Origin of the sequence: Sphingomonas arabinosi, assembly GCF_036663715.1 — a bacterium.
In the GTDB taxonomy this organism is placed as follows: Bacteria; Pseudomonadota; Alphaproteobacteria; order Sphingomonadales; family Sphingomonadaceae; genus Sphingomonas.
Window position 1 is genome coordinate 145,402 of sequence record NZ_JAXOJN010000001.1, and the last position, 21,586, is coordinate 166,987.

The following is a 21,586-nucleotide window of genomic DNA, read 5'->3' on the forward strand; positions in this document are numbered from 1 at the left end:
CATCATGAACGACACCCTGTTGAAGACTATCTTCGGCCGCCTGACCCTGGAGTCGCTGCCGCTGCACGAACCGATCGTCGTCGCCACCTTCGCGATGGTGGCGATCGGCGGGCTCGGGCTCGTCGCGGCGCTGACCTATTTCAAGGTCTGGGGCTATCTGTGGAAGGAATGGTTCACGAGCGTGGACCACAAGAAGATCGGGATCATGTACATGATCCTCGCGATCGTCATGCTGCTGCGCGGGTTCTCCGACGCGATCATGATGCGCGCGCAACAGGCGATGGCGTTCAACGGGTCCGAAGGATATTTGACCGCGCATCACTACGATCAGGTCTTCACCGCGCACGGCGTGATCATGATCTTCTTCGTGGCGATGCCGATGGTCACGGGCCTGATGAACTATGTCGTCCCGCTCCAGATCGGTGCGCGCGACGTGTCGTTCCCGTTCCTCAACAATTTCAGCTTCTGGATGACCACGGCCGGCGCCGTGATCGTCATGATGTCGCTGTTCATCGGTGAGTTCGCGCGGACCGGCTGGCTCGCGATGCCGCCCCTTTCGGGACTGGCGTATTCGCCGGACGTCGGTGTCGATTACTATATCTGGGCGTTGCAGATCGCGGGCATCGGGACGTTGTTGTCCGGCGTCAATCTGGTCGCGACCATCGTCAAGATGCGCGCGCCCGGCATGACCATGATGAAGATGCCGATCTTCACCTGGACGTCGCTCTGCACCAACATCCTGATCGTCGCCGCCTTCCCGGTGCTAACCGCGGTTCTCGCGATGCTGTCGCTCGATCGCTACATCGGCACCGCGTTCTTCACGAACGACGCCGGCGGCAACCCGATGATGTACGTCAACCTGATCTGGATCTGGGGTCACCCCGAGGTCTACATCCTGGTCCTGCCGGCGTTCGGCATCTTCTCGGAGGTTACCTCGACCTTCTCGGGCAAGCGCCTCTTCGGCTACAGCTCGATGGTCTATGCGACGCTCGTCATTACGATCCTCGCCTACCTCGTCTGGCTGCACCACTTCTTCACGATGGGCTCCGGCGCGAGCGTGAACTCGTTCTTCGGCATCACCACGATGATCATCTCGATCCCGACAGGGGCCAAGATCTTCAACTGGCTGTTCACGATGTACAAGGGCCGGATCCGGTTCGAACTGCCGATGATGTGGACGATCGCCTTCATGGTGACCTTCACGATCGGCGGCATGACCGGCGTCCTGCTCGCGGTGCCGCCGGCTGATTTCGTGCTGCACAACTCGCTGTTCCTGGTCGCGCATTTCCATAACGTGATCATCGGCGGCACGCTGTTCGGCATGTTCGCAGGGATCAACTACTGGTTCCCGAAGGCGTTCGGCTTCAAGCTGGACAAGAAGTGGGGCACGATCTCGTTCTGGTGCTGGGTCGTCGGCTTCTACTTCGCGTTCATGCCGCTCTACGTGCTCGGCCTGATGGGCGTGACTCGCCGGATGCGTTATTTCGACGATCCGAACCTGCAGATCTGGTTCGTCATCGCCGCCTTCGGTGCAGCGCTGATTGCAGCCGGTATCGGTGCCTTCCTGATGCAGATCTTCGTCAGCATCCGGAACCGCGAGAAGCTTGCCGATCTCAGCGGCGATCCGTGGGGTGGCCGTACGCTGGAGTGGGCGACCTCGTCGCCGCCGCCGGAGTATAACTTCGCGTTCACGCCGATCGTCCATGACCTGGACGCCTGGTACGACATGAAGGACCGCAAGCATGCCCGCCCGGTCTCCGGCTTCAAGGCGATCCACATGCCAAGCGGCACCGGCACGGGCGTCGTGCTCGCCGGATTGAGCGTGGCCTTCGGGTTCGCGATGATCTGGTACATTTGGTGGCTCGCGGGGCTGGCGCTGGTCGGCATCTTCGGCACGACGATCTTCCACACCTTCAACTACAAGCGCGACTTCTACATCCCGGTCGAGGACGTGATCGCCAGCGAGGACGCGCGCACCCGCCAGCTCGCGATCCAGGGAGCCTGACGCGATGTCCGCCAAACCGATGACCAACAACGGCGAGCTGTCGTTCTACGAGCTCGACGAGCATGAGCATCCGGAAGGCAGCAGCACGATGCTGGGCTTCTGGATGTACCTGATGAGCGATTGCCTCATCTTCGCGGTGCTGTTCGCGGCCTATGCCGTGCTCGGCAACAGCTATGCCGGCGGTCCCAGCCCGAAGGAGATCTTCGAGCTGCCGCTGGTGGCGGTGAACACCGCGATGCTGCTGTTCTCGTCGATCACCTATGGCTTCGCGATGCTGTCGATGGAGGAAGGGCGCCAGCGCATCATGCAGATGTGGCTGATCTTCACCGGGCTGTTTGGCCTCACCTTCCTGTCGATCGAGATGTACGAGTTCGCGACCCTCATCCATGAGGGTGCGGGCCCGACCCGCAGCGCGTTCCTGTCGTCGTTCTTCACGCTGGTCGGCACGCACGGCCTTCACGTCACGATGGGCCTGATCTGGCTCGTCACGCTGATGGTGCAGGTTCAGAAGCACGGCCTGATCGCCGCGAACAAGCGTCGCCTGATGTGCCTCAGCATGTTCTGGCATTTCCTCGACGTCATCTGGATCGGCGTCTTCACTTTCGTCTATCTGATGGGCACCCTACGATGAGCGACCCCCAAGCACCGGCGAACAATCCGCACGCCGATCACGACCACGACAACGGCGCCGCACACGGCACGCGTGGCAGCTATCTCAAGGGGTTCTTCCTCTCGGTCATCCTGACCGCGATCCCGTTCTGGATCGTGATGACCGACGCGTTCAAGGATCCGTCGACCGCCGCGCTCGTCGTGATGGTGTTCGCGGTCGCGCAGATCGTCGTCCACATGATCTACTTCCTGCACATGAGCGGCAAGTCGGAGGGCGGCTGGACGATGATGGCGCTGATCTTCACGATCATCCTCGTCGTCATCACGCTCGCCGGGTCGATCTGGGTGATGTACCACATGAACAGCAACATGATGCCGATGCAGGCCGCGGCAGACATGTGATGCAGACGCGACCGGGCCCTGCCGTCTATGTCGCAGGCCTGGTCGCGCTGTTGCTGTTCGCCGGGTTCATGGCGCTCGGCATCTGGCAGGTCGAGCGCCGCGCCTGGAAGCTCAACCTGATCGAACAGGTCGCGGCTCGTGCACATGCCGCGCCGGTCGCGCCGCCGGGACCTGCGTCGTGGGGCGCGATCACCGCCACTACCGACGCCTATCGCCGCATCCGGCTCGACGGCACCCTCGATAATTCGCGTGAGACGCTGGTACGCGCCGCGACCGCGCTCGGCAGCGGGTATTGGGTCGTCACGCCCTTGCGGACCGCCCAAGGCTTCACCGTCCTCGTCAATCGCGGCTACGTGTCGTCCGAACAGCGCGTCGCGCATGCCAAGCCGACCGGCCCGATGACGATCACCGGCTATCTCCGCATCACCGAGCCGGGCGGCGGCTTCCTTCGCAGCAACGATCCCGCGACGGGGAAATGGTATTCGCGCGATGTCGCCGCGATCGCCAAGGCGCGCGGTCTGTCGGACGTCGCGCCGTATTTCGTCGATGCGGACAAGTCCGGTACCGCGGCGCCGATCGGCGGACTGACGATCATCGCCTTTCCGAACAACCACCTCGTCTACATGCTGACCTGGTTCGCGCTCGCCGCGATGACGGTCTTCGCGTTCGTCGTGTTCGTGCGCCAGGATGCACGCAGGCGGCGAGGGGGCACGGACATATGACCTCGGCGTCCGCACGCCTGGGCTGGCAACGCTGGCTCGCGCTCGCCACCGCGCGGACCGACGCGACGGGCAACGCCAACATGCGACAGCTCGTGACGCTGCGCTGGATCGCGGTCGCGGGACAGCTCGTCACGATCGTGTTCGCGCGGTTCGCACTCGGCTTCGACCTGCCGCTCGTCCCGATGATGGCCGCACTCGCTGCCGCGGTCGCGCTCAACCTGGCGAGCATGCCGCTCTATGGATGGCGCAAGGGCGCCAACGTCCAGCTGCTGCTCGCGCTGCTGTTCGACGTCGGCCTGCTTACCACGCAGCTCTATCTGGCGGGTGGCGCGACCAACCCGTTCATCTCGCTCTACCTGCTCCACGTCGTGCTCGGCGCGGTGCTGCTCGATCGCTGGTCGAGCTGGGCGATCGTCGCCGTTACCGCCGCCTGTTTCGCCGTGCTGACGGTGTATTACCACCCGCTGATCCTGCCCCCCGATTACAGCGGCGAGTATTTCCTGCTCTACACGATCGGCTCGCTGCTCTGCTTCATGTTGATCGCGACGTTACTGATGCTGTTCATGACCCGCATCACCGGTAATCTGCGCGCTCGCGACACGCGCCTGGCCGACCTTCGCCAGCAGGCCGCGGAGGAGGACCACATCGTCCGCATGGGGCTCCTGGCGTCCGGCGCCGCACACGAGCTCGGCACGCCACTCGCATCGATAGCCGTGATCCTAGCCGACTGGCGCCGCATGCCGACGCTCGCGCAGGACGCCGACCTGCAAGCCGAGATCGTCGAGATGCAATCCGAGGTGCAGCGCTGCAAGGCGATCGTCACCGGCATCCTGCTGTCGGCCGGCGAAGCGCGCGGCGAGGCGCCCGAGATCATGCCGCTCCACCAGTTCCTCGATGCGATCGTGGACGAATGGCGTGCGGTGCACCCGTCGGTCGATTTCGACTATACCACCCGAGTCGGCGACGATCCGCAGGTCGTGTCCGATCCCGCACTCAAACAGGTGATCGCCAACGTGCTCGACAATGCCGCCGAAGCCTCGCCGCACTGGGTCGCGTTTCGCGGCGAACGCAACGACGGCAACCTCGCGCTGATCGTCCGCGATCGCGGGCCGGGCTTCAGCGACGAAAGGCTGGCAAGCTTCGGCAAACCCTATCAGTCGAGCAAGCGCGAACCCGGTCACGGTCTCGGCCTGTTCCTCGCGGTCAACGTCATGCGCAAGCTGGGCGGCGGAGTGTCCGTCGTGAACTGCGAAGGCGGCGGCGCGCAGGTGACGATCACCATGCCGCTCTCTGCGATCGCGCTGTCATGACAAGCACCGTGACGGACGCCATGACCGAACCGAAGCTGCTCGCGATCGTCGAGGACGACGAGACCTTCGCCCGCACGCTGCGGCGCTCGTTCGAACGCCGTGGCTATGACGTGATGCAGGCCGCCAGCCATGAGGAACTGGTCGAGCAACTGGCGAAGCGCACGCCGCGCTACGCGGTCGTCGACCTCAAGCTCGGTGGCGCGTCCGGCCTGGTCTGCGTCCAGACGCTACACGCGCACGATCCGGAGATCCTCGTCGTCGTCCTGACCGGTTTCGCGAGCATCGCGACGGCAGTCGAGGCGATCAAGCTCGGCGCGTCGCATTACCTCGTCAAACCCTCGAACACCGACGACATCGAAGCCGCGTTCGATCGCACCGAGGGCAGCGTCGACACCGAACTGTCGGAGCGTCCGACCTCGATCAAGACGCTCGAATGGGAGCGCATCCACACCACGCTCGCCGAAACCGACTTCAACATTTCGGAGACCGCGCGGCGCCTCGGCATGCACCGCCGCACGCTCGCGCGGAAGCTCGAGAAGCGCCCGGTAAAATAGCCGCAACGCTTGGGCGAAGGCGCGCGTTGTCGTTCGATGCCAGCGCCAAAACCCTCACGACTCTGGCAGCCGAAGCGACTGCTCGCGACGCCGTCCGCGCTGACCTGGGAGCACGGTGCCGAGATCGCCGCGCGCGCAACCGCGCTGGGTGTGCCCGTCACGACGTTGCCGAGCGACCGCCTCAAGCTCGACCTCCCCGACGATTCCCGCCGCGCCTATGCCGAAGCGAAGGCGACGCTGGCGCTGGTCGTCGCGCCGCCGTCGAAACGCAAGCTCCAGCCGATCGCCCCGAGCGCGGACTGGCGGATCGACCTCGCCGAGGGCTGCCCCGCGCATTGCGGCTATTGCTACCTTGCCGGCTCGCTCAAAGGCCCGCCGATCACGCGCGTCTATGCGAACCTGCCGGAGATCCTCGCAGAACTTCCCGCGCATCTCGGCCAGGGCACCGTCACGTCACGCTCGACCGCCCGCGCGCATGAGGGCACGACGTTCGAGGCGTCCTGCTACACCGACCCGCTCGGCATCGAGCACGTCACCGGATCGCTGTCCGCGCTGATCGCGCATTTCGGCGCGTGGGAGGCCGACGTGCAGTTGCGCTTCACCACCAAGTTCGACGCGGTCGATCCGTTGCTGGCGCTCGATCACCGCGGCCGCACGCGGATGCGCGCTTCGATCAACCCCGCCGCCTATGCGCGCTTCGAAGGTGGCACGAGCCCGGTTGCCGCGCGGTTGGCGGCGCTGCGGAAAATGGCGGACGCGGGCTACAAGATCGGCCTGACGGTCGCCCCGATCATCGCCGCCGAAGGTTGGCGCGAGGCGTATGGCGACTTGCTGGCGGAGGCGGGCAGGGTGCTCGCCGACGTACCGGACGTGACGATCGAACTGATCACCCACCGTTATACGCCGGGATCGAAGGCGGTGCTCGAGACCTGGTATCCCGGCTCGTCGCTCGACCTCAGCATGGCCGACCGCACCGAGAAGCGCACCAAGTTCGGCTCGGTGAAATACGTCTACGACGCCGACACGATGCGCGCGCTTCGCAGTTTCTTCCAGGACGAGATCGCGGCCAAGCTCCCTGGGGCCAGGATACTCTACTGGACGTGACGGCGCGCGCCTCCAGCAACGCAGCGTTGCCATTCACGGCCTTCCGATCGCCGCCGCCGCTGCCTAGGTTTGGACCATGACCAACGCCCGCCAGCCAACGCTCTTCATCCCGCACGGGGGCGGACCGTGTTTCTTCATGGACGATCCCGCCGGTAACTGGACCGGCATGGCGGACTTCCTCAAGTCGATCCCCGCATCGCTCCCCGCCAAGCCAAAGGCGATCCTCGTCGTATCGGGCCATTGGGAAACGCACGGCTTCGCCTTTACCGGCGCTGCAAAGCCGCCGCTGATCTACGACTATGGCGGATTCCCGGCGCATACCTACGAGCTTCGCTACGACGCGCCCGGAGACCCTGTGCTGGCCGCCCGCGCCGCCGACCTGATCCGCGGTGCCGGGCTAATCGCCACAGTCGACCCGACGCGGGGCCTCGACCACGGCGTCTTCGTGCCCATGAAGGTCGCGTTTCCCGACGCCGACATTCCGGTCGTCGAGATGTCCGTCGATCGCGATCTCGACCCGACGCTCCACGCTGCCGCGGGCCGCGCGCTTGCTCCGCTCCGCGACGAGGGTGTGCTGATCGTCGGTTCGGGCATGAGCTTCCACAACATGCGCGGTTACGGCGACCCGCGCTTCACCGCGCCGTCCGAAGCGTTCGACCAGTGGCTCACCGCGGCCGTGGAGTCCGAATCGACCGCTCGAACCGAAGCGCTGGCCGACTGGGCCGAAGCCCCCGCCGGTCGCCTCTCGCACCCCCGCGAGGAGCATCTCCTGCCGCTGATGGTCGCCGCCGGTGCTTCCGACCAGCGGGGCACGCAAGAGTATAGCGAACGCGTGCTGCAAACCGCGATCTCCGGCTACCGCTTCACCTAAAAGGAATGTCCATGCCCCTTCCCGTTCTGCTCGCGATCTCCGGCAGCCTGCGCCGCGGCTCGTACAACACCGCTATCCTGACCACGCTCGGCGAAGCGGTCGCCGACAAAGCCGCGCTCACGATCTTCGCGCTGAACGACGTGCCGCTCTACGATCAGGACGCCGACACCGACACGCCCCCCGAAGCCGTCGCGGCCCTGCGCGCGGCGATCGGCGCGGCCGACGGGATCGTCATCGCGGCCCCCGAATACAACCACGGCATCTCGGGCGTCCTGAAGAACGCGCTCGACTGGGCCTCGCGCCCGCACGGCAAGGCCACGCTGACGGGCAAGCCGGTCTTCACGCTGACCTCCTCGCCGGGCGCGGTCGGCGGCGCGCGCGCGCATGCGCAACTCAACGAGACATTGGCGTCGATCGGTGCCCGGACCGTGCTGCGCCCCCAAGCCGTTGTCGGCGCGGTGCACGAGAAGATCGCGGACGGCCGCCTCACCGACCAGCGCACGCTCGACTTCCTCGTCGGCGGGATAGACGACCTGCTCGCAGACATCGCCCGCCCCACCGCGGCCGACCGCGAGGCATCCTGACATGCGGCAGGTCCTCAACCAGTATCCGGCGCAGCGCGACGACATCGCCGATCTGGTCACCCGGCGCCCGCTGCCGGGGCCCGGCCTTCCGCAGGTCGATCCGTTCCTGTTCCTGAACCATCACGGCCCGCAGACCTATCGCCCCGGCAACACCGGCCTCCCGTTCGGCCCGCATCCGCATCGCGGGTTCGAGACGGTCAGCTTCATCCTGAAGGGCGAGATGGCGCATCTCGACAGCGGCGGTCACGAGAGCGTGATCCGCGCGGGCGGCGTCCAGTGGATGACCGCCGGCTCGGGCCTGATCCACGCCGAAATCTCGCCCGCGTCGTTCAAGCGCGACGGTGGCCCGCTGGAGATCCTGCAACTGTGGGTCAATCTTCCGGGCCGCCTCAAGATGACCAAGCCGGCTTATACCGGCCTCCAGCGCGAGGACATTCCTGCGATCCCGGTCGATGGCGGCGTAGTGAACCTGATCTCGGGCAGCTTCGGAGACCAGCGCGGCCCGATCGAATCGCTGACGAACGTAACGATGATGACCGTCGAACTGGAAGCCGGCGCCAAGGTCGACCTGCCGGCGCCAAGCGGGCGTGCGGTCTTCTTCTACGTTGTCGCCGGTTCGCCATCGGCCAACGGCACGCCTATCAGGCCGCAGCACCTCGCCACGTTCGCGCCGGACGGCGACACGATCGCCGTTACGACCGAAGCACCGGCCACGATCCTCTACGGCCACGCCGACCCGATCGGCGAACCGGTCATGTCTCACGGCCCCTTCGTCATGAACACCCGCGAGGAAATTGTCCGCGCGATCGAGGACTATAATGCTGGCCTGTTCGGCAAGCCGCCGGTCGTTCGTTAGGGCGCCTTGCGCACCGAGGGCAGCGCGGCACAGATGTCGGCGCCGCCCGCCGGCACCGTGAAGAACGGCCCCGCCCGGTTCTCGCGCGAGGCGATCCAGGCGACGAACCGGGCATTGTCCGCCGCGCGATATTCGAAGCGCGGTCGCTGGGCGGCAGGCAGTTCGCTCGCGAGGCGGGCGGACACGATCGGGCTACGCTCGCGTTCCGCCTTGTAGAAACCGAGATCGCCCGTCCCGCGCGGTAGCGACGACAGCCACTCGATCCCGTCGATCACCCGGCCCACCACCGCGATGTTGCGGTCCAGCGCGCGGGGCGAATGGCCGATCACGGTGTAGAGTTCCGCACCGCTCCCCGTGCTCGGCGCCAGATCGCGCGCGACGCCGACCATGCCGTAGCAATGCGGCAGCCACTCGGTCGCGCCATTGCCCGCCAGTGGCCAGCCGTCGCGGCTATACCCCGCCCATTCGGCATAGGGATCGCGCTGCGACAGCCGTGCCACTGTGGTCGGCCCGGCATGCGAATATTCCGCTGGCGGGTTGGCGACGACGCCTGCGGCCAACGGTTTCTTCTCGGTCGCATCGCCCCATTGCGCGACGTAATTGTCCTGTAGCCGGTAGACGCTGGCGCCGAGATCCCACCAATGCGCGGCGGCGAGCTTGCGGATGTTGGCGACGTGCACGGGCGCATATTTGGGCGCGAGCCGCACGGTGAACCGGTGGCCATTGGCCAGCGTGAACACGAGCAGTTCGTCGTCCGGCACCGCGACCCAATCCGCCGGCAATGGATCGGACGGCAGCGTGGCGGCGACCGGAACGGCTTGCGCGAGCGCGGCAGCGAGAAGAAGATTCAGCATCGCCGCAGACTGCCCGAGCGCCTCCCCGCACGCAATCGCTTGCGCGTACGTGAAACGCGCACTAGCAGACGCCCTTCCAGAGCAATGCGGAGCGGTGGCCGAGTGGTCGAAGGCGCTCGCCTGGAAAGTGAGTATACGTCAAAAGCGTATCGAGGGTTCGAATCCCTCCCGCTCCGCCACCCATTCACCGATGGATCAATCCGGCTCGGCGCGATCGCCGCGGTGCGCTGACCTTTTCGCGCGCCGATCCCGATCAGCGCGATTTGTCGATGATCCAGCCTGCCGGGGTGCTCCGCATCGGTCGGCTGCAGTGGCGGCAGATGCTCGTATCCCCGCCCCGGCCCTTGAACTCCGTGTGTCTGCGGGACCGTCGGTGTACGCCGATCATGCATTTGGCACGTTCGATGATTCTCTGGAACATCGCGATCTCCCCCGGTCGCAATGTAACGGCAGACGTGGCGCCCGCGATTAAATTCTCGTTCATGCAGGTCTCGAAATGGAACATCTTGGTCGGCGATTTGCCGGCAAGTTGCTTGCCTCGACTATGATCTGTGTCGTCACATCTTGGCCGTTCCCGGGGCTGGTCGGCGTGCTTGCATGGATCGGGTTTGCGCGGCATTTCGGCATGGACGGGACGTATTCGGCGCTGGTGAACGTCGTGGCCTGTGGGGTGCCTATGGTCGTCCGGTCGTTGCTGGTCGACAAGGTCCACCGCAGCCCCAGAAATGGGATCGACTGGTCCGCGCGACAGCCGTTGCGCGATGCGCTGGACCTGAGCCTGACGAAGCTTGCCGGATTATGGGCGACCTGGACGGCGATCGCGGTGATCTATGGCAACGGGCGCTTTTTTTGGCAGCGCAATTTCGCGTTCGCGATGTGGTGCTTCACCAACGCCGCGTCGATCCGGTTCGTGGCGTCGATATCCTATGTGCTGTGGATCGACCGCTATCTGGTCGAGCCGCGCGACGGCGCGTGGCATCTCGGCGCCTGGCTGACCGGGCAGGCGGGCGTCGACCGCGAGGCGATCCATGGCCATCTCCGCGCATGGGGGGTGAAGACGTTCTTCCTCGCCTTCATGCTGGCGATCGTTCCGCCGGGGTTCGGCGATTTCGTCCGCGGCGACGTCTCGATCGTTCTCCGCGATCCGGTGGCGCTGTCGGGCTGGCTGGTGACGTTGATGTTCCTGATCGACGTGGCGTTCGCGACGGTCGGCTATCTGCTGACGTTCCGGCCGCTCGATTCGCATATCCGCAGCGCCAATCCGTACGCGGCGGCGTGGATGCCTGCGCTGATGTGCTATCCGCCGTTCATCCTGATGAATACGGGCGGGCCTCTCGATTATCACCCCGGCACGTCGGACTGGGCGTACTGGTTCCAGGGGCATCCGGTCCTGCTTGCGCTGATCGGGACGGTGCTGGTCGGGTTGACCGCGATCTATGCGTGGGCGACGATGGCGTTCGGGTTCCGTTTCTCGAACCTGACCAACCGCGGGATCCTGACGCATGGGCCGTATGCGGTGTCGCGGCACCCGGCGTATCTGTCGAAGAATCTGTTCTGGTGGATCTCGACGATCCCGGTGCTAACGCTTGGCAGCGTGGTCGACGCGGTGCGGGCGACGTTGCTGTTGGCGGCGGTCAGCGGGGTATATTACTGGCGCGCAAAGACCGAGGAGCGGCATTTGAAGCTCGATCCGGGCTACCGCGCGTATTTCGCGTGGATGACGCGCAACGGGCTGGTGCCGCGGTTGTTCGCGAAGCTACGGGGTTAGGGGAGGGGCGGCCTTACGCTTTCTGCTTCTACGCTTGCGGCCAAGCCCTCCCCCGACCCCTCCCGCAAGCGGGAGGGGAGGAGTTAGAAGCTGGCTTCGTCGTAGACCTTCGAGACGTCGCCACCCCAGATGCCATTGTAGCGATCGAGCAGCATTTCGGCGGGCACCTTGCCGCTGCGGACGATCTCGCGCAGCGGGTCGAGGAAGCCGCTCTCGTTGTCGCCCGCCCGGTTGAAGCGTGCGCGTGCCGACAGGCCGGCGCCGGCGATGTCGAGTACCTGCCCTGCGATATCGCGCAGCTTGCCGCCGCCCGCGATCGGCGCGTCGAGCGCCAGCTTCGGGACCGCATCGCGGAGCGACTGGCGCTCGTCGATGGTCCAGTCCTTGACGAGGTCCCACGCCGCATCGAGCGCGCCCTGGTCGTACAGCAACCCGACCCACAAGGCCGGCAGCGCACAGATCCGGTTCCACGGCCCGCCATCGGCACCGCGCATCTCGAGGAACGTCTTCAGCCGTACCTCGGGGAAGGCGGTCGACAGATGATCGGTCCAATCGTCGAGCGTCGGCTTTTCGCCCGGCAGGACGCTGAGTTCGCCCTTAAGGAAGTCGCGGAACGACAGCCCTGCGGCGTCGATATACTTCCCCTCGCGGTAGACGAAGTACATCGGCACATCGAGCGCGTACTCGGCGTAGCGCTCGTACCCGAAGCCGTCCTCGAACACGAACGGCAGCATGCCGGTGCGGTGCGGATCGGTGTCGGACCAGATATGGCTGCGATACGACAGCATGCCGTTAGGCTTGCCTTCGGTGAACGGCGAGTTCGCGAACAGCGCGGTCGCGAGCGGCTGGAGCGCGAGCCCGACGCGGAATTTCTTCACCATGTCCGCCTCGGACGCGTAATCCAGGTTCACCTGGATCGTGCAGGTCCGCAGCATCATGTCGAGGCCCATGCTGCCGACGCGCGGCATGTGCCGCAGCATGATCGCGTAACGCCCCTTGGGCATCGTCGGCAGTTCGGCACGCGTCTTGTCAGGCCACATGCCGAGCCCGAGGAAACCGATGCCGAGTTTTTCGCCCGCGGCCTTCACCTGCTCCAGATGACGCCCGGTCTCGGCGCAGGTCTCGTGCAGGCTGTCGAGCGGTGCGCCGGAGAGTTCGAACTGGCCCGCGGGTTCCAGGCTGATGCTGCCGTCCGGACCCGACATGGCGATGGCGTTTCCGCCCTCCAGGACCGGCTTCCAGCCATATTGCTCCAGCTCGCCGAGCAGCGCGCGGATGCCGCTGGGCTCATCATACGACGGCGCGTGGTGATCGCCGTTCGCATAGACGAACTTCTCGTGCTCGGTGCCGATCCGCCACGCGTCCTTCGGCTTCTCGCCGCCCGCGAAGCTGGCGATCAACTGGTCGCGCGACTCGATCGTCGGGCTGGTCTTTTTCGGAGCGGGAATCGTCGTCATCACCGCGCCTTACGCGCCGATGAACGAGGGTGCTAGAGGGGATTCAGACCAATCGGTATCAATGTCATGCACCCGCCCGATCCGCACTCCAATCGGCGCTCCAGTCACCGGCGGCCGCCATCCATAACGCAACGGCGGCGCCCGCCGCGGTTTCCGCCCGCAGGATGCGTGGGCCGAGGCCGATGCCGACCGCGTTCGGGTGCGCGCGGATCGCCTCGCGCTCCTCGGCGTCGAAGCCACCTTCGGGTCCGATCAGGATCGCGGCCGGACCGGGTCGCGACCGCATCGCCTCCAGCGCCGGCACGCCGCCGGTCTCGTCCGCGAAGAACAGCGCGCGATCGGCGGGCCAGTCGCGAAGCAGGGCGGCGAGCTTCACCGGTTCGGTAACCTCGGGGAGCGCGGTGCGGCCGCATTGCTCGGCCGCCTCGATCATCTGCGTGCGCAGGCGATCGGTATTGGGCTTGTCGACGATCGTCCGCCGCGTGACGACGGGCTGCAGCCGCGCGACGCCGAGTTCGCACGCCTTCTCCGCCATCCAGTCGACGCGGCCCTTCTTGAGAGGCGCGGCGCACAGCCACAGATCGGGCACGTCCTCGCGCGGGCGAAGCATCTCGGTGACGTCCAGCACCAGGTCGCGCTTGCCGACGCTGGACGCGACGCCGAGCCATTCGCCGGTGCGGTCGTCGAACAGCTTTACGGGATCGCCGATCTTCAGCCGCATCACGCCTGCGAGATAATGCGCGGCGGGGCCGTCGACGTGGAGCGGACCGGGCGCGAGCGGCGTGTCGACGAAGAGGCGCGGCGTGGACTGCGGCGGCCATGCGGGAGTTGCGGGCATGGGGGGGGCTTAGCAAATCCTCCTCGGCACGGGGAGGGGGACCAGCGCAGCTGGTGGAGGGGGGCTTTCGCGCGCGTCACGCTTGCGTTTTGCCCCGGGCGTTGAAGCCGTGAGCCCTTTACCGCCGGGGTTACGCGCGTGGTGATCCCCCTCCACCCTTCGCCTATGGCGAACGGTCCCCCTCCCCGTGCCGGGGAGGATTTGTTCCTTTTTGCTCCCCTCCCTGGAAGGGAGGGGTTGGGGGTGGGTTGGCCTGTAACTGCCGACACGCTCGCCAAGCGGCCGACCCACCCCCGACCCCTCCCTTTCAGGGAGGGGGGAAGGTCCGCGCTTCCCTGCGCCCACATCGTCAGATCAACGCTTTCGTCGTGCCCACATCTTTCGCGCTACCAGCCACGCCACCGTCAAGACCATGATCCCGAGGATCAGCGCGCCCGCTACCGCGCCCGCGACCCGGAAGATTCCCCAGAACAGCGCCTCGACGAAACGGCCGACGGCGACAGAGAGGCCGATCATGCGAGGGGATCCGAACGCGACACTCCCTCGACCCTAGCCGGCAAAGGCTTGCGCGCCAAACCCCGTCTTCCTACGCCCCCGCCATGCAGACCAAGCCGAGCCACGCGGAAATCGTCCCTGACAGCGAACATACGGGCTTGGTCGGGCGCCTCCCGCCGACCCTCCGCGGCCTCGCGTTGCTGGCCCGTTTCGATCGCCCGATCGGCTGGTGGTTGCTGTTCTGGCCCGGTGCCTGGGGAGTCGCGCTCGCCGGCGGCGCGGTACAGCGCTGGGACCTGATCCTCTGGCTCCTGCTCGGCAGCATCGCGATGAGGGGGGCGGGGTGCGTGTTCAACGACATCGTCGACCGCGACCTCGACGCGCAGGTCGCCCGGACCCGCGCCCGGCCGATCCCGAGCGGGCTCGTGTCGATCACGCTCGCCTGGATCTGGCTCGTCGCGCTCTGCCTGATCGGGTTCGCCGTCCTGCTGCAACTGACGTTCTGCGCCGCGATCGTCGCGCTCGCCAGCCTGGCGCCTGTCGCCGCCTATCCGTTCATGAAGCGCATCACCTGGTGGCCGCAGGCGTGGCTCGGCATCGTCTTTTCCTGGGCGCTGCTGGTCGGCTGGAGCGACATCGCAGGTGCGCTCGATACGCCGATGTGGCTGCTCTATGCCGGGTCGATCGCGTGGGTGATCGGCTACGACACGATCTACGCGCTGCAGGACCGCGAGGACGACGCGATGATCGGCATCCGCTCGTCCGCGCTCCGCATGGGCAGCCATGTAAAGGCCGGCGTCGGGGTCTTTTACATCGCCGCGATCGCGCTCTGGGCCGCAGCCTTCTGGCAAGTCCGGCCCGACCCGCTCGCGATCGCCGCGCTCGTCCCCGTCGCGGTCCATCTCGCGTGGCAGGTGGTCACGCTCAAACCCGACACGCACGAGGGCGCGGGCACCGCCGCACTCGCCCGCTTCCGATCGAACCGGTTCGCCGGACTGCTCATGTTCCTCGCCTGCGTGGTTGTCGGCACGTCCCTCCATCCTTAAGTCGCTGATATGCTGACCCCAGACCAAGCCCGCGACCGCGCCCACGACATCGTCCAGCGCGCGAAGGCGGCGGGCGCCGACGCCGCCGACGCGGTCTTCGCCGCCGATGCCTCGCTCGACGTGTCGATCCGCCTCGGCAAGCTCGAGGATATCGGCCGCTCCGAAAGCGAGGATCTGGGCCTGCGCGTGTTCGTCGGCCAGCGTTCCGCCAGCGTCTCGACATCCGACCTGTCGACCGCCGCGATGGACGCGCTGGTCGAACGCGCGGTCGCGATGGCGCGCGAGGCGCCGGAGGATCCCTGGGCCGGTCTGGCCCCGGCCGATCGCCTGCTCCACGGCATCATTCCCATGCTCGGTCTCGACGACGGCGGCGAAGTGAGTCCCGAACAGTTGCGCGACGCAGCCCTCGAAGCCGAAGACGCCGCGCGTGCGGTCCCCGGCGTGTCGAACAGCGAAGGCGGCGGGGCGAGCGCCTCGCGCAGCGTCTGGGCGCTCGCCACCAGCCACGGTTTCGCCGGCGCGTACGCCGCGACCGGCTACGGCGTGTCCGCGAGTGTCTTGGCGGGTGAAGGCGGCGCCATGCAGCGCGACTACGCGCACAGCAGCGCCCGCCTCCGAGCGCATCTAGAAGCGCCAGACGCGATCGGCCGCCGTGCCGGCGAGCAGGCGGTCGCAAGGCTCAATCCCGGCCGCCTCGTCAGCGGCGCGACGACGATCGTCTACGACCGCCGCGTCGGCGGATCGCTGGTCGGCCACATGCTGGGCGCGATCTCCGGCCAGGCGATCACGCGGAAGACCAGCTTCCTGCTCGATTCACTCGGCAGCCAGGTGTTCGCGCACGGCATCACCATCTGCGACGATCCGCACCGCCCGCACGGCCTGCGCTCGCGCCCGTTCGACGGCGAGGGCCTGCCGGTCTCGCCGAGCGACATCATCGAGGACGGGATGCTCGAACGCTGGCTGCTCGACTCCGCCTCGGCGCGCCAGCTTGGCCTGGAACCGACCGGCCACGCCGCGCGCGGTGTCGGCGGCGGCCCCGGCGTGGCGACCAGCAACGTGTTCATGGAGCCGGGCCATGTCCCGCTCGAAACGCTGATCGCGGACATCACGTCGGGCGTCTACGTCACGGAGCTGATGGGCGGCGGCGCGAACGGCGTGACCGGCGATTACAGCCGGGGCGCAGCGGGCTTCCGGATCGAGAACGGCGAGATCACCACGCCGGTCGCGGAGTTCACGATCGCCGGCAACGTCAAGGACATGTTCCTGGCGATGACGCCCGCCAATGACCTCGAATTCCGCTACGGCGTCAACGTGCCGACGTTGCGCGTCGAGGGGATGACGGTGGCGAGTGGCTGACCGGTCTAGCGGACCCGAGCGGTCGCCCGAGTGGCTGCGGGCGATGGCCGACGCCGTCGCGGGGATCGCCGCGGAGGCTGGGGCGATGGCGCTCGACCGGTTCGACACCGATTTCCAGCGCTGGGAAAAGACCCCCGGCAGCCCGGTCTGCGAACTCGATATCGCGATCGACCGGATGCTCAAGGCAAGGCTGTCGGCGCTGCTGCCCGAAGCTGGCTGGCTGTCCGAGGAAACTGCCGACAATGCCGACCGACTCGCGCACGATCTGCTCTGGGTGGTCGACCCGATCGACGGCACGCGCGACTATATCCGCGCGAGGCCCGGCTGGTGCGTCTCGGTCGCGCTGGTCGACCGCGGCCGTCCGGTGATCGGCATCCTCGAAGCACCGTCGCGCGACGAACGCTGGCACGCGGTGGCGGGGCAGGGCGCGACGCGCAACGGCGTGCGGCTCCAGACCGGCGACCGCACCGACTTCGCCGGCAGCCGGACGCCCGTGGACGCGCTTCCCAAGGCGGATCGCGACCTCGTCATGGTCCACAAACCCAATTCCATCGCGCTGCGCATCGCGATGGTCGCTGCCGACGAGGCCGACCTCGTCGCGACGCTTCGCTGGGGCAATGAATGGGACATCGCCGCCGCGGTGCTGGTCGCGAGCGAAGCGGGAGCGGCCGTGAGCGACGCGCTGGGCGCGCCATTGGTGTTCAACAAGCCACGGCCGCAGGCGTTCGGCGTGCTGACGTCTGCGCCGGCGATACACGCGGCAGCGGTGGACCGTTTGGCCGACCGGGCGCGAGGGTCGCTGGCGTGAAGCCGGATCTCTCGCACCGCCGAGCCTAGGCGTCTTTTGCGTCCTTCAGCGCTACCCAGGCGTAGGCGATCATCACTGCGCACGCGGCACCCGCGACGAGATACGGCAGCGAGTGCTGCGCTTCGTACAAGCCGACCCCGATCGACGGGCCGAGGACGAAGCTCGCGCCGTTGATCGACGTCACCTTGCCCGCGACCGAGCCTTGCGCGTTGGCGCCGACCGCCAGCGACGACCCTGCCGTGAACCCCGGCCTTGTGAACCCGAAGCCGAGGCTCGCCAGCGCATAGGCGGTCGCGATCGTGTAGAGCGACGTCGCGATTCCCGTCAGCGCGGTGCCGGCAGCGGCCAGCACCAGTCCGGTCAGCACGAGTTGCCGCGGGGTCATGTTCAGTCGCGGAATGATGCCCCATTGTGCGAGCAAAGCGGCACCGGCGCCCATCATCAGGACGATGCCGGTCGGCTCCAGCGCGAGCGCGGGGGCGAGGTGGAGGCGGTCGATCACGAGGAAGCCGATCGCCTGGCCCGTCATCGCCTGAGCATGGCCCATCACCAGCCCGGCGATCATCCAGGCACGGATGCGCGGATCGGTGTAGCCGACATGCTCGACATACGAGCCGGTGGCGGCGGCGACCGAAGCGCCGGTCGGCGCGCCGCCGATCGAGGGGTAGGCCGAACTTGCGCCGTGCGTCTCGTGCGGGGGGACGATCTTGTCGTCGGGCAGCATTCGTCGGACGGTGATCCACACCGCCACCCCGAACACCGCGAACAGGAACGCAGGGCCCGCTAGCCCGATCTCGACCCCGCCGATCGAGCCGAGGATCAAATACGGCGCGATCGCCGGCCCCAATATCGTGCCGAGCCCGAATGCCGAGGCGAGCAGCGTGAGCGCCTTGGTCCGTTCCTCGCGCGTAGTCTCGCCGGCGACCAGCGCCTGGACCGCGGGCGGGGCCGCGGCGCCGAACGCACCGTAGATCAGCCGTCCCCCGATGAAGCACAGGAACGCGGTCGTGCCGCCGATCCAGGCGTTGATCCCCGCGAGCAGGAACACGCCGCACAGGGTCAGCGACACGCTGAACCCGCCGACGCCGAGCAGGATCATCGCCCGCCGGCCGTGCTTGTCAGACCGGTTGGCCCAGAACGGCGCGGCGATCACCCATAGCAGGGCCGAGACCGAGAACGCCGCCGCGACCGCGCTGTCGGCGACCCCGAGCGAGCGACCGAGCGCGGGCAGCACCGACTGCAACGCGGTATTCCCCGCCGCGATCGTCAGCATGACGAGGAACATCAGCGCGAAGAGGCGGTCGATCCTGGGGCCTTCGGTCGTGGTCCCGGTCGCCGGGCCGATCATGGTCGAGTCCAATCATAGGCGCGCTCGATCCGCGCGACGTTCACCGAATAGCTGTCGTACCAGAGCGATCGTCCCTGGTCGCGAATCGCGGTGTGCTCGGGATGGTCGCGCCATGCGATCGCCGCGGCGTCGTCTGCCCAGTAGCTTATAGTGATCCCCATACCGCCCGCCTCGCGCGCGCTGTCGACACCGCGATAGCCTGGCTGCTGCGCGGCGAGCGCGTCCATCGCCGCCGCCGCCCGGCCGTAACCGATCGGGTCCGCGTCGTTACGGATCGACACGAAAATAACCGCAATCCGTCCTGTACGATCGTCGTTCATGACCGGTTCTTAAGCGATGCGGTACGCTTGGCAAAGCGGGAGCCAAAGCGGGTGAACCGCTTGGCGCAGAACGACTTCCGCTTCGGTTCGTCGCCCGATGCAACCCGCGGGCCTTGAAACGCGTTCGGAATTCGTGCGACGGGAGGGCCAAAGCCTCGCCAGCGTGCGGGACCCCTGACCGTAAGGAACGCGATGCCCAGTTCGACCACCGCCACCCGGCGTGCACGCAGCCGACCCGCAGGCGTGCCGTCCCCGTGGCAGATGTTCTTTTCAGGGTTCCTGAAACACCCGGTCATGGTCGGATCGATCGTGCCGTCGTCGGACAAGCTGATTCGCAAGATGCTCGGTCCGGTGGACTGGGCGAACTGCAAGCTGTTCGTCGAATACGGTCCGGGCGTCGGCACCTTCTGCCGCCCGATTCTCGACCGCATGGCACCCGATGCCAAGCTGGTGGTGATCGACACCAACCCCGAGTTCATCCAGTATCTGCGCCACACGATCACCGACCCGCGTTTCTTCGCGGTGCTGGGGTCGGCGGACGAGGTCGAGACGATCGTCGCGGATCACGGTTTCGAGAAGGCGGACTATGTGCTGTCCGGGCTTCCTTTCTCGACGCTGCCCCCCGGCGTCGGTCCGGCGATCGCAAGCGCCACGCATTCGGTGCTGCGGACCGGCGGCGCGTTCCTGGTCTATCAGTTCTCGCCCAAGGTGAAGGACTTCCTGACGCCGCATTTCGTGTCGATCGATCACGACATGGAGTGGTGGAACGTGCCGCCGGCGCAGCTGTATTGGGCGTGGAAGGACTGACGCAGGCGCGGCCACGCCCGCGTCGATGCGCAAAGCGATAGCGCAGCGCAGCGTCAGACCCGGCCGGCGGGTCGGCTAAGCCGAACCCGTCCGACGGCGGCTGTGCCGTCGGCGCTGATGCTGGGCAAAGTCCGGCCGTCATCCTGACGAAAGTCAGGATCCAGAGCCAAAAGCGGCAGCTTCCGTTATCCTGGGTCCTGACTTTCGTCAGGATGACGGGAGTGTTGGTCTCAGTGTGGCACGCCTCGCTCGACGTCCCTACTCGTCGATCCCGAAGTTCAGCCCTCGCGACAAGCTCGGGTCCACTACGGCAACGATGAAATATGCCCCGAGCTGCTTGATGCGCTGCACCCAGCCGGTGTTCGCCTGGTACAGTTCCTTGGTCACTTCGGTCGATTTCGCGACCTCGCCGTCAATGTAGCCACGGACGTGCGCCGCGAACGCCGCATCCTCGATCCTCAGCATCAGTTCGAGGTTGATGAACAGGCTGCGCATGTCGAAATTCGCCGAGCCGATATGCACCGCGTCGTCGATCACATACAGCTTCGTGTGCAGCTTGGTCGGCTGGTATTCGAACACCCGCACGCCCTTGCGCAACAGCCCGGCATAGGTGAACCGCGCGGCGGCGATCGTGGCGTTGTTGTCCGATTTGCTCGCGGTGACGATCCGCACGTCCGCCTGCCGGCGCCCGGCTTTGTCGAGCCGCCGCAGCAGCGTGGGGCTGGGCGTGAAATAGCCGGCGATGATGTCGATCCGTCGTCCGGCGCGCATGTCGTCGCGCACCGCGCGCGCCCAGGGCGACAGTTTCCGCGTCGGTCCGCCGATCAGCCACCGTGTCGCACCCTTGGTCTCGCTCCAGCGCGATAGCGCCGCGTTCAGCCGGCGCAGCTTGCCCTTGGGCTCGTGGATCCAGTCCTTGAGCGCATCGAAATACCCTGCCAGGCGTCCCGCTGCCGGTCCCTCGACCAGCAGGCCCAGATCGCGCCAGGCTTGTTCGGCCGCCGTCCCGAAATAATCGTCCTCGATGTTGAACCCGCCGATGATGATCCGCGCCTCGTCGGCAAGCGCGAGCTTCTGGTGGTTGCGCAGCAGATAGCGGCGGCCGAACCGTGCGGAGAACCGGCAGACCGAGATGCCCGCGGTCTCGAGCGGTTCGAAAAAGGCCTGGGAGGCGTCGTCGCTACCGAAGCCGTCGACGATCAGCGCGACCTCGACCCCGCGTCCGGCAGCGGCGAGGAGCGCGGCATTCACGCGCTTTCCGGACTCGTCGTCGGCGTAGATGTAATAGAGTATGCGCAACGTCCGCTCGGCACCGTCGATCAGCGCAAGCACGGCGTCGATGCGCCGGGGGCCGGTATCGAGCAGCGTCATCTGGTTGCCGTCGACGGCGAAAGTCGGCTGTTCCGCGGGATCTTCCATGGTGCGCCTGATGGACACCGGGCGCGCGAGTGGCAACCCGGGGGCGGCATCCG

Annotated in this window: 22 protein-coding genes and 1 tRNA gene; 16 read left to right on the plus strand and 7 right to left on the minus strand. The window is 66.8% G+C overall.

All coding sequences use genetic code 11. The annotated features are described in order from the left end of the window. Positions 1–4 precede the first annotated feature (4 nt). From cyoB to U1708_RS00735, 10 genes are all read left to right on the plus strand, one after another. Positions 5–2,005 carry a cytochrome o ubiquinol oxidase subunit I gene (cyoB, locus tag U1708_RS00690; RefSeq protein ID WP_307088283.1) on the plus strand — a complete coding sequence of 667 codons (2,001 nt, stop codon included), beginning with the start codon at positions 5–7 and terminating at the stop codon, positions 2,003–2,005. Positions 2,006–2,009: 4 nt separating this feature from the next. Continuing rightward, the gene (cyoC, locus tag U1708_RS00695) at positions 2,010–2,636 is read left to right on the plus strand and encodes a cytochrome o ubiquinol oxidase subunit III (protein ID WP_332741737.1); all 627 of its coding nucleotides are present in this window, start codon (positions 2,010–2,012) and stop codon (positions 2,634–2,636) included. After that, positions 2,633–3,016: a cytochrome o ubiquinol oxidase subunit IV gene (gene cyoD / locus U1708_RS00700; protein WP_307088286.1), complete on the plus strand. Its 384-nt coding sequence runs from the start codon at positions 2,633–2,635 to the stop codon at positions 3,014–3,016. The genes cyoC and cyoD overlap by 4 nt, the downstream gene beginning before the upstream one ends. Further along, the gene (locus tag U1708_RS00705; RefSeq protein WP_332741740.1) at positions 3,016–3,738 is read left to right on the plus strand and encodes an SURF1 family protein; all 723 of its coding nucleotides are present in this window, start codon (positions 3,016–3,018) and stop codon (positions 3,736–3,738) included. The genes cyoD and U1708_RS00705 overlap by 1 nt, the downstream gene beginning before the upstream one ends. Beyond that, positions 3,735–5,048, plus strand: coding sequence for an ATP-binding protein (locus U1708_RS00710; RefSeq protein WP_443029903.1), 1,314 nt, complete (start codon positions 3,735–3,737; stop codon positions 5,046–5,048). Before U1708_RS00705 ends, U1708_RS00710 begins: the two co-directional genes overlap by 4 nt. Before the next feature lie 20 nt (positions 5,049–5,068). Continuing rightward, positions 5,069–5,602: a response regulator transcription factor gene (locus tag U1708_RS00715; RefSeq protein WP_332741742.1), complete on the plus strand. Its 534-nt coding sequence runs from the start codon at positions 5,069–5,071 to the stop codon at positions 5,600–5,602. Positions 5,603–5,638: 36 nt separating this feature from the next. Next, positions 5,639–6,706, plus strand: coding sequence for a spore photoproduct lyase family protein (locus U1708_RS00720; protein ID WP_332741744.1), 1,068 nt, complete (start codon positions 5,639–5,641; stop codon positions 6,704–6,706). Between the two features lie 76 nt (positions 6,707–6,782). Next, positions 6,783–7,577, plus strand: coding sequence for a DODA-type extradiol aromatic ring-opening family dioxygenase (locus U1708_RS00725; RefSeq protein WP_332741745.1), 795 nt, complete (start codon positions 6,783–6,785; stop codon positions 7,575–7,577). 11 nt (positions 7,578–7,588) lie between these two features. Beyond that, positions 7,589–8,161: an NADPH-dependent FMN reductase gene (locus tag U1708_RS00730; protein WP_307088298.1), complete on the plus strand. Its 573-nt coding sequence runs from the start codon at positions 7,589–7,591 to the stop codon at positions 8,159–8,161. A gap of 1 nt (position 8,162) precedes the next feature. After that, complete coding sequence (locus tag U1708_RS00735; protein WP_332741746.1) at positions 8,163–9,017, plus strand: pirin family protein; 855 nt, start codon at positions 8,163–8,165, stop codon at positions 9,015–9,017. On the opposite strand, the gene U1708_RS00740 is transcribed toward U1708_RS00735, so the two are convergent. Continuing rightward, positions 9,014–9,871, minus strand: coding sequence for a peptidylprolyl isomerase (locus U1708_RS00740; protein WP_332741747.1), 858 nt, complete (start codon positions 9,869–9,871; stop codon positions 9,014–9,016). The genes U1708_RS00735 and U1708_RS00740 overlap by 4 nt on opposite strands. 88 nt (positions 9,872–9,959) lie before the next feature. Between U1708_RS00740 and U1708_RS00745 the strand changes: the two genes are divergently transcribed. Both U1708_RS00745 and U1708_RS00750 read left to right on the plus strand, forming a co-directional pair. After that, positions 9,960–10,050: transfer RNA gene (locus U1708_RS00745), tRNA-Ser, on the plus strand. Between the two features lie 365 nt (positions 10,051–10,415). Continuing rightward, on the plus strand, positions 10,416–11,639 hold the full coding sequence (locus tag U1708_RS00750) for a methyltransferase family protein (protein WP_332741749.1): 1,224 nt from the start codon (positions 10,416–10,418) through the stop codon (positions 11,637–11,639). Positions 11,640–11,722: 83 nt separating this feature from the next. Here U1708_RS00750 and U1708_RS00755 read toward each other — a convergent pair whose 3' ends face one another. The 3 genes from U1708_RS00755 to U1708_RS00765 all read right to left on the minus strand — a co-directional run bounded on the left by U1708_RS00755 (position 11,723) and on the right by U1708_RS00765 (position 14,450). Next, the gene (locus tag U1708_RS00755) at positions 11,723–13,096 is read right to left on the minus strand and encodes a glutamate--cysteine ligase (protein ID WP_332741751.1); all 1,374 of its coding nucleotides are present in this window, start codon (positions 13,094–13,096) and stop codon (positions 11,723–11,725) included. Positions 13,097–13,160: 64 nt separating this feature from the next. Next, positions 13,161–13,934 (minus strand): 16S rRNA (uracil(1498)-N(3))-methyltransferase, encoded by a 774-nt coding sequence (locus tag U1708_RS00760; protein ID WP_332741753.1) that lies wholly within the window; start codon positions 13,932–13,934, stop codon positions 13,161–13,163. 354 nt (positions 13,935–14,288) lie between these two features. Then, complete coding sequence (locus tag U1708_RS00765; protein ID WP_332741755.1) at positions 14,289–14,450, minus strand: hypothetical protein; 162 nt, start codon at positions 14,448–14,450, stop codon at positions 14,289–14,291. Positions 14,451–14,533: 83 nt separating this feature from the next. Here U1708_RS00765 and ubiA point away from each other — a divergent pair, with 83 nt between their 5' ends. The 3 genes from ubiA to U1708_RS00780 are packed head-to-tail and all read left to right on the plus strand — an operon-like array spanning position 14,534 to position 17,639. After that, positions 14,534–15,475, plus strand: coding sequence for a 4-hydroxybenzoate octaprenyltransferase (gene ubiA / locus U1708_RS00770; protein ID WP_332741757.1), 942 nt, complete (start codon positions 14,534–14,536; stop codon positions 15,473–15,475). Between the two features lie 9 nt (positions 15,476–15,484). Beyond that, on the plus strand, positions 15,485–16,831 hold the full coding sequence (locus U1708_RS00775; RefSeq protein ID WP_332741759.1) for a TldD/PmbA family protein: 1,347 nt from the start codon (positions 15,485–15,487) through the stop codon (positions 16,829–16,831). A gap of 43 nt (positions 16,832–16,874) precedes the next feature. Continuing rightward, a complete protein-coding gene (locus U1708_RS00780; RefSeq protein ID WP_332742576.1) occupies positions 16,875–17,639 on the plus strand; it encodes a 3'(2'),5'-bisphosphate nucleotidase CysQ in 765 nt (254 codons plus the stop codon). Between the two features lie 25 nt (positions 17,640–17,664). Here U1708_RS00780 and U1708_RS00785 read toward each other — a convergent pair whose 3' ends face one another. Both U1708_RS00785 and U1708_RS00790 read right to left on the minus strand, forming a co-directional pair. Beyond that, positions 17,665–18,987, minus strand: a complete 1,323-nt coding sequence (locus tag U1708_RS00785) for an MFS transporter (RefSeq protein WP_332741761.1) — start codon at positions 18,985–18,987, stop codon at positions 17,665–17,667. Continuing rightward, entirely contained in the window at positions 18,984–19,307 is a 324-nt protein-coding gene (locus U1708_RS00790; RefSeq protein ID WP_332741763.1) for an antibiotic biosynthesis monooxygenase, read from the minus strand. The genes U1708_RS00785 and U1708_RS00790 overlap by 4 nt, the downstream gene beginning before the upstream one ends. Positions 19,308–19,499: 192 nt before the next feature. On the opposite strand from U1708_RS00790, the gene U1708_RS00795 reads away from it, so the two are divergent. Further along, entirely contained in the window at positions 19,500–20,114 is a 615-nt protein-coding gene (locus U1708_RS00795; RefSeq protein WP_332741765.1) for a class I SAM-dependent methyltransferase, read from the plus strand. Between the two features lie 258 nt (positions 20,115–20,372). Here the strand turns inward: U1708_RS00795 and U1708_RS00800 are convergent, their stop codons facing one another. After that, a complete protein-coding gene (locus U1708_RS00800) occupies positions 20,373–21,533 on the minus strand; it encodes a phospholipase D-like domain-containing protein (RefSeq protein WP_332741767.1) in 1,161 nt (386 codons plus the stop codon). Positions 21,534–21,586 lie beyond the last annotated feature (53 nt).

What these genes read in the sequence shown, in the direction of transcription:
- cyoB (WP_307088283.1), top strand. Translation starts at nt 5, where the DNA reads ATGAACGACACCCTGTTGAAGACTATCTTCGGCCGCCTGACCCTGGAG.
- cyoC (WP_332741737.1), top strand. Translation starts at nt 2,010, where the DNA reads ATGTCCGCCAAACCGATGACCAACAACGGCGAGCTGTCGTTCTACGAG.
- cyoD (WP_307088286.1), top strand. Translation starts at nt 2,633, where the DNA reads ATGAGCGACCCCCAAGCACCGGCGAACAATCCGCACGCCGATCACGAC.
- U1708_RS00705 (WP_332741740.1), top strand. Translation starts at nt 3,016, where the DNA reads ATGCAGACGCGACCGGGCCCTGCCGTCTATGTCGCAGGCCTGGTCGCG.
- U1708_RS00710 (WP_443029903.1), top strand. Translation starts at nt 3,735, where the DNA reads ATGACCTCGGCGTCCGCACGCCTGGGCTGGCAACGCTGGCTCGCGCTC.
- U1708_RS00715 (WP_332741742.1), top strand. Translation starts at nt 5,069, where the DNA reads ATGACCGAACCGAAGCTGCTCGCGATCGTCGAGGACGACGAGACCTTC.
- U1708_RS00720 (WP_332741744.1), top strand. Translation starts at nt 5,639, where the DNA reads ATGCCAGCGCCAAAACCCTCACGACTCTGGCAGCCGAAGCGACTGCTC.
- U1708_RS00725 (WP_332741745.1), top strand. Translation starts at nt 6,783, where the DNA reads ATGACCAACGCCCGCCAGCCAACGCTCTTCATCCCGCACGGGGGCGGA.
- U1708_RS00730 (WP_307088298.1), top strand. Translation starts at nt 7,589, where the DNA reads ATGCCCCTTCCCGTTCTGCTCGCGATCTCCGGCAGCCTGCGCCGCGGC.
- U1708_RS00735 (WP_332741746.1), top strand. Translation starts at nt 8,163, where the DNA reads ATGCGGCAGGTCCTCAACCAGTATCCGGCGCAGCGCGACGACATCGCC.
- U1708_RS00740 (WP_332741747.1), bottom strand. Translation starts at nt 9,871, where the DNA reads ATGCTGAATCTTCTTCTCGCTGCCGCGCTCGCGCAAGCCGTTCCGGTC.
- U1708_RS00750 (WP_332741749.1), top strand. Translation starts at nt 10,416, where the DNA reads ATGATCTGTGTCGTCACATCTTGGCCGTTCCCGGGGCTGGTCGGCGTG.
- U1708_RS00755 (WP_332741751.1), bottom strand. Translation starts at nt 13,096, where the DNA reads ATGACGACGATTCCCGCTCCGAAAAAGACCAGCCCGACGATCGAGTCG.
- U1708_RS00760 (WP_332741753.1), bottom strand. Translation starts at nt 13,934, where the DNA reads ATGCCCGCAACTCCCGCATGGCCGCCGCAGTCCACGCCGCGCCTCTTC.
- U1708_RS00765 (WP_332741755.1), bottom strand. Translation starts at nt 14,450, where the DNA reads ATGATCGGCCTCTCTGTCGCCGTCGGCCGTTTCGTCGAGGCGCTGTTC.
- ubiA (WP_332741757.1), top strand. Translation starts at nt 14,534, where the DNA reads ATGCAGACCAAGCCGAGCCACGCGGAAATCGTCCCTGACAGCGAACAT.
- U1708_RS00775 (WP_332741759.1), top strand. Translation starts at nt 15,485, where the DNA reads ATGCTGACCCCAGACCAAGCCCGCGACCGCGCCCACGACATCGTCCAG.
- U1708_RS00780 (WP_332742576.1), top strand. Translation starts at nt 16,875, where the DNA reads ATGGCCGACGCCGTCGCGGGGATCGCCGCGGAGGCTGGGGCGATGGCG.
- U1708_RS00785 (WP_332741761.1), bottom strand. Translation starts at nt 18,987, where the DNA reads ATGATCGGCCCGGCGACCGGGACCACGACCGAAGGCCCCAGGATCGAC.
- U1708_RS00790 (WP_332741763.1), bottom strand. Translation starts at nt 19,307, where the DNA reads ATGAACGACGATCGTACAGGACGGATTGCGGTTATTTTCGTGTCGATC.
- U1708_RS00795 (WP_332741765.1), top strand. Translation starts at nt 19,500, where the DNA reads ATGCCCAGTTCGACCACCGCCACCCGGCGTGCACGCAGCCGACCCGCA.
- U1708_RS00800 (WP_332741767.1), bottom strand. Translation starts at nt 21,533, where the DNA reads ATGGAAGATCCCGCGGAACAGCCGACTTTCGCCGTCGACGGCAACCAG.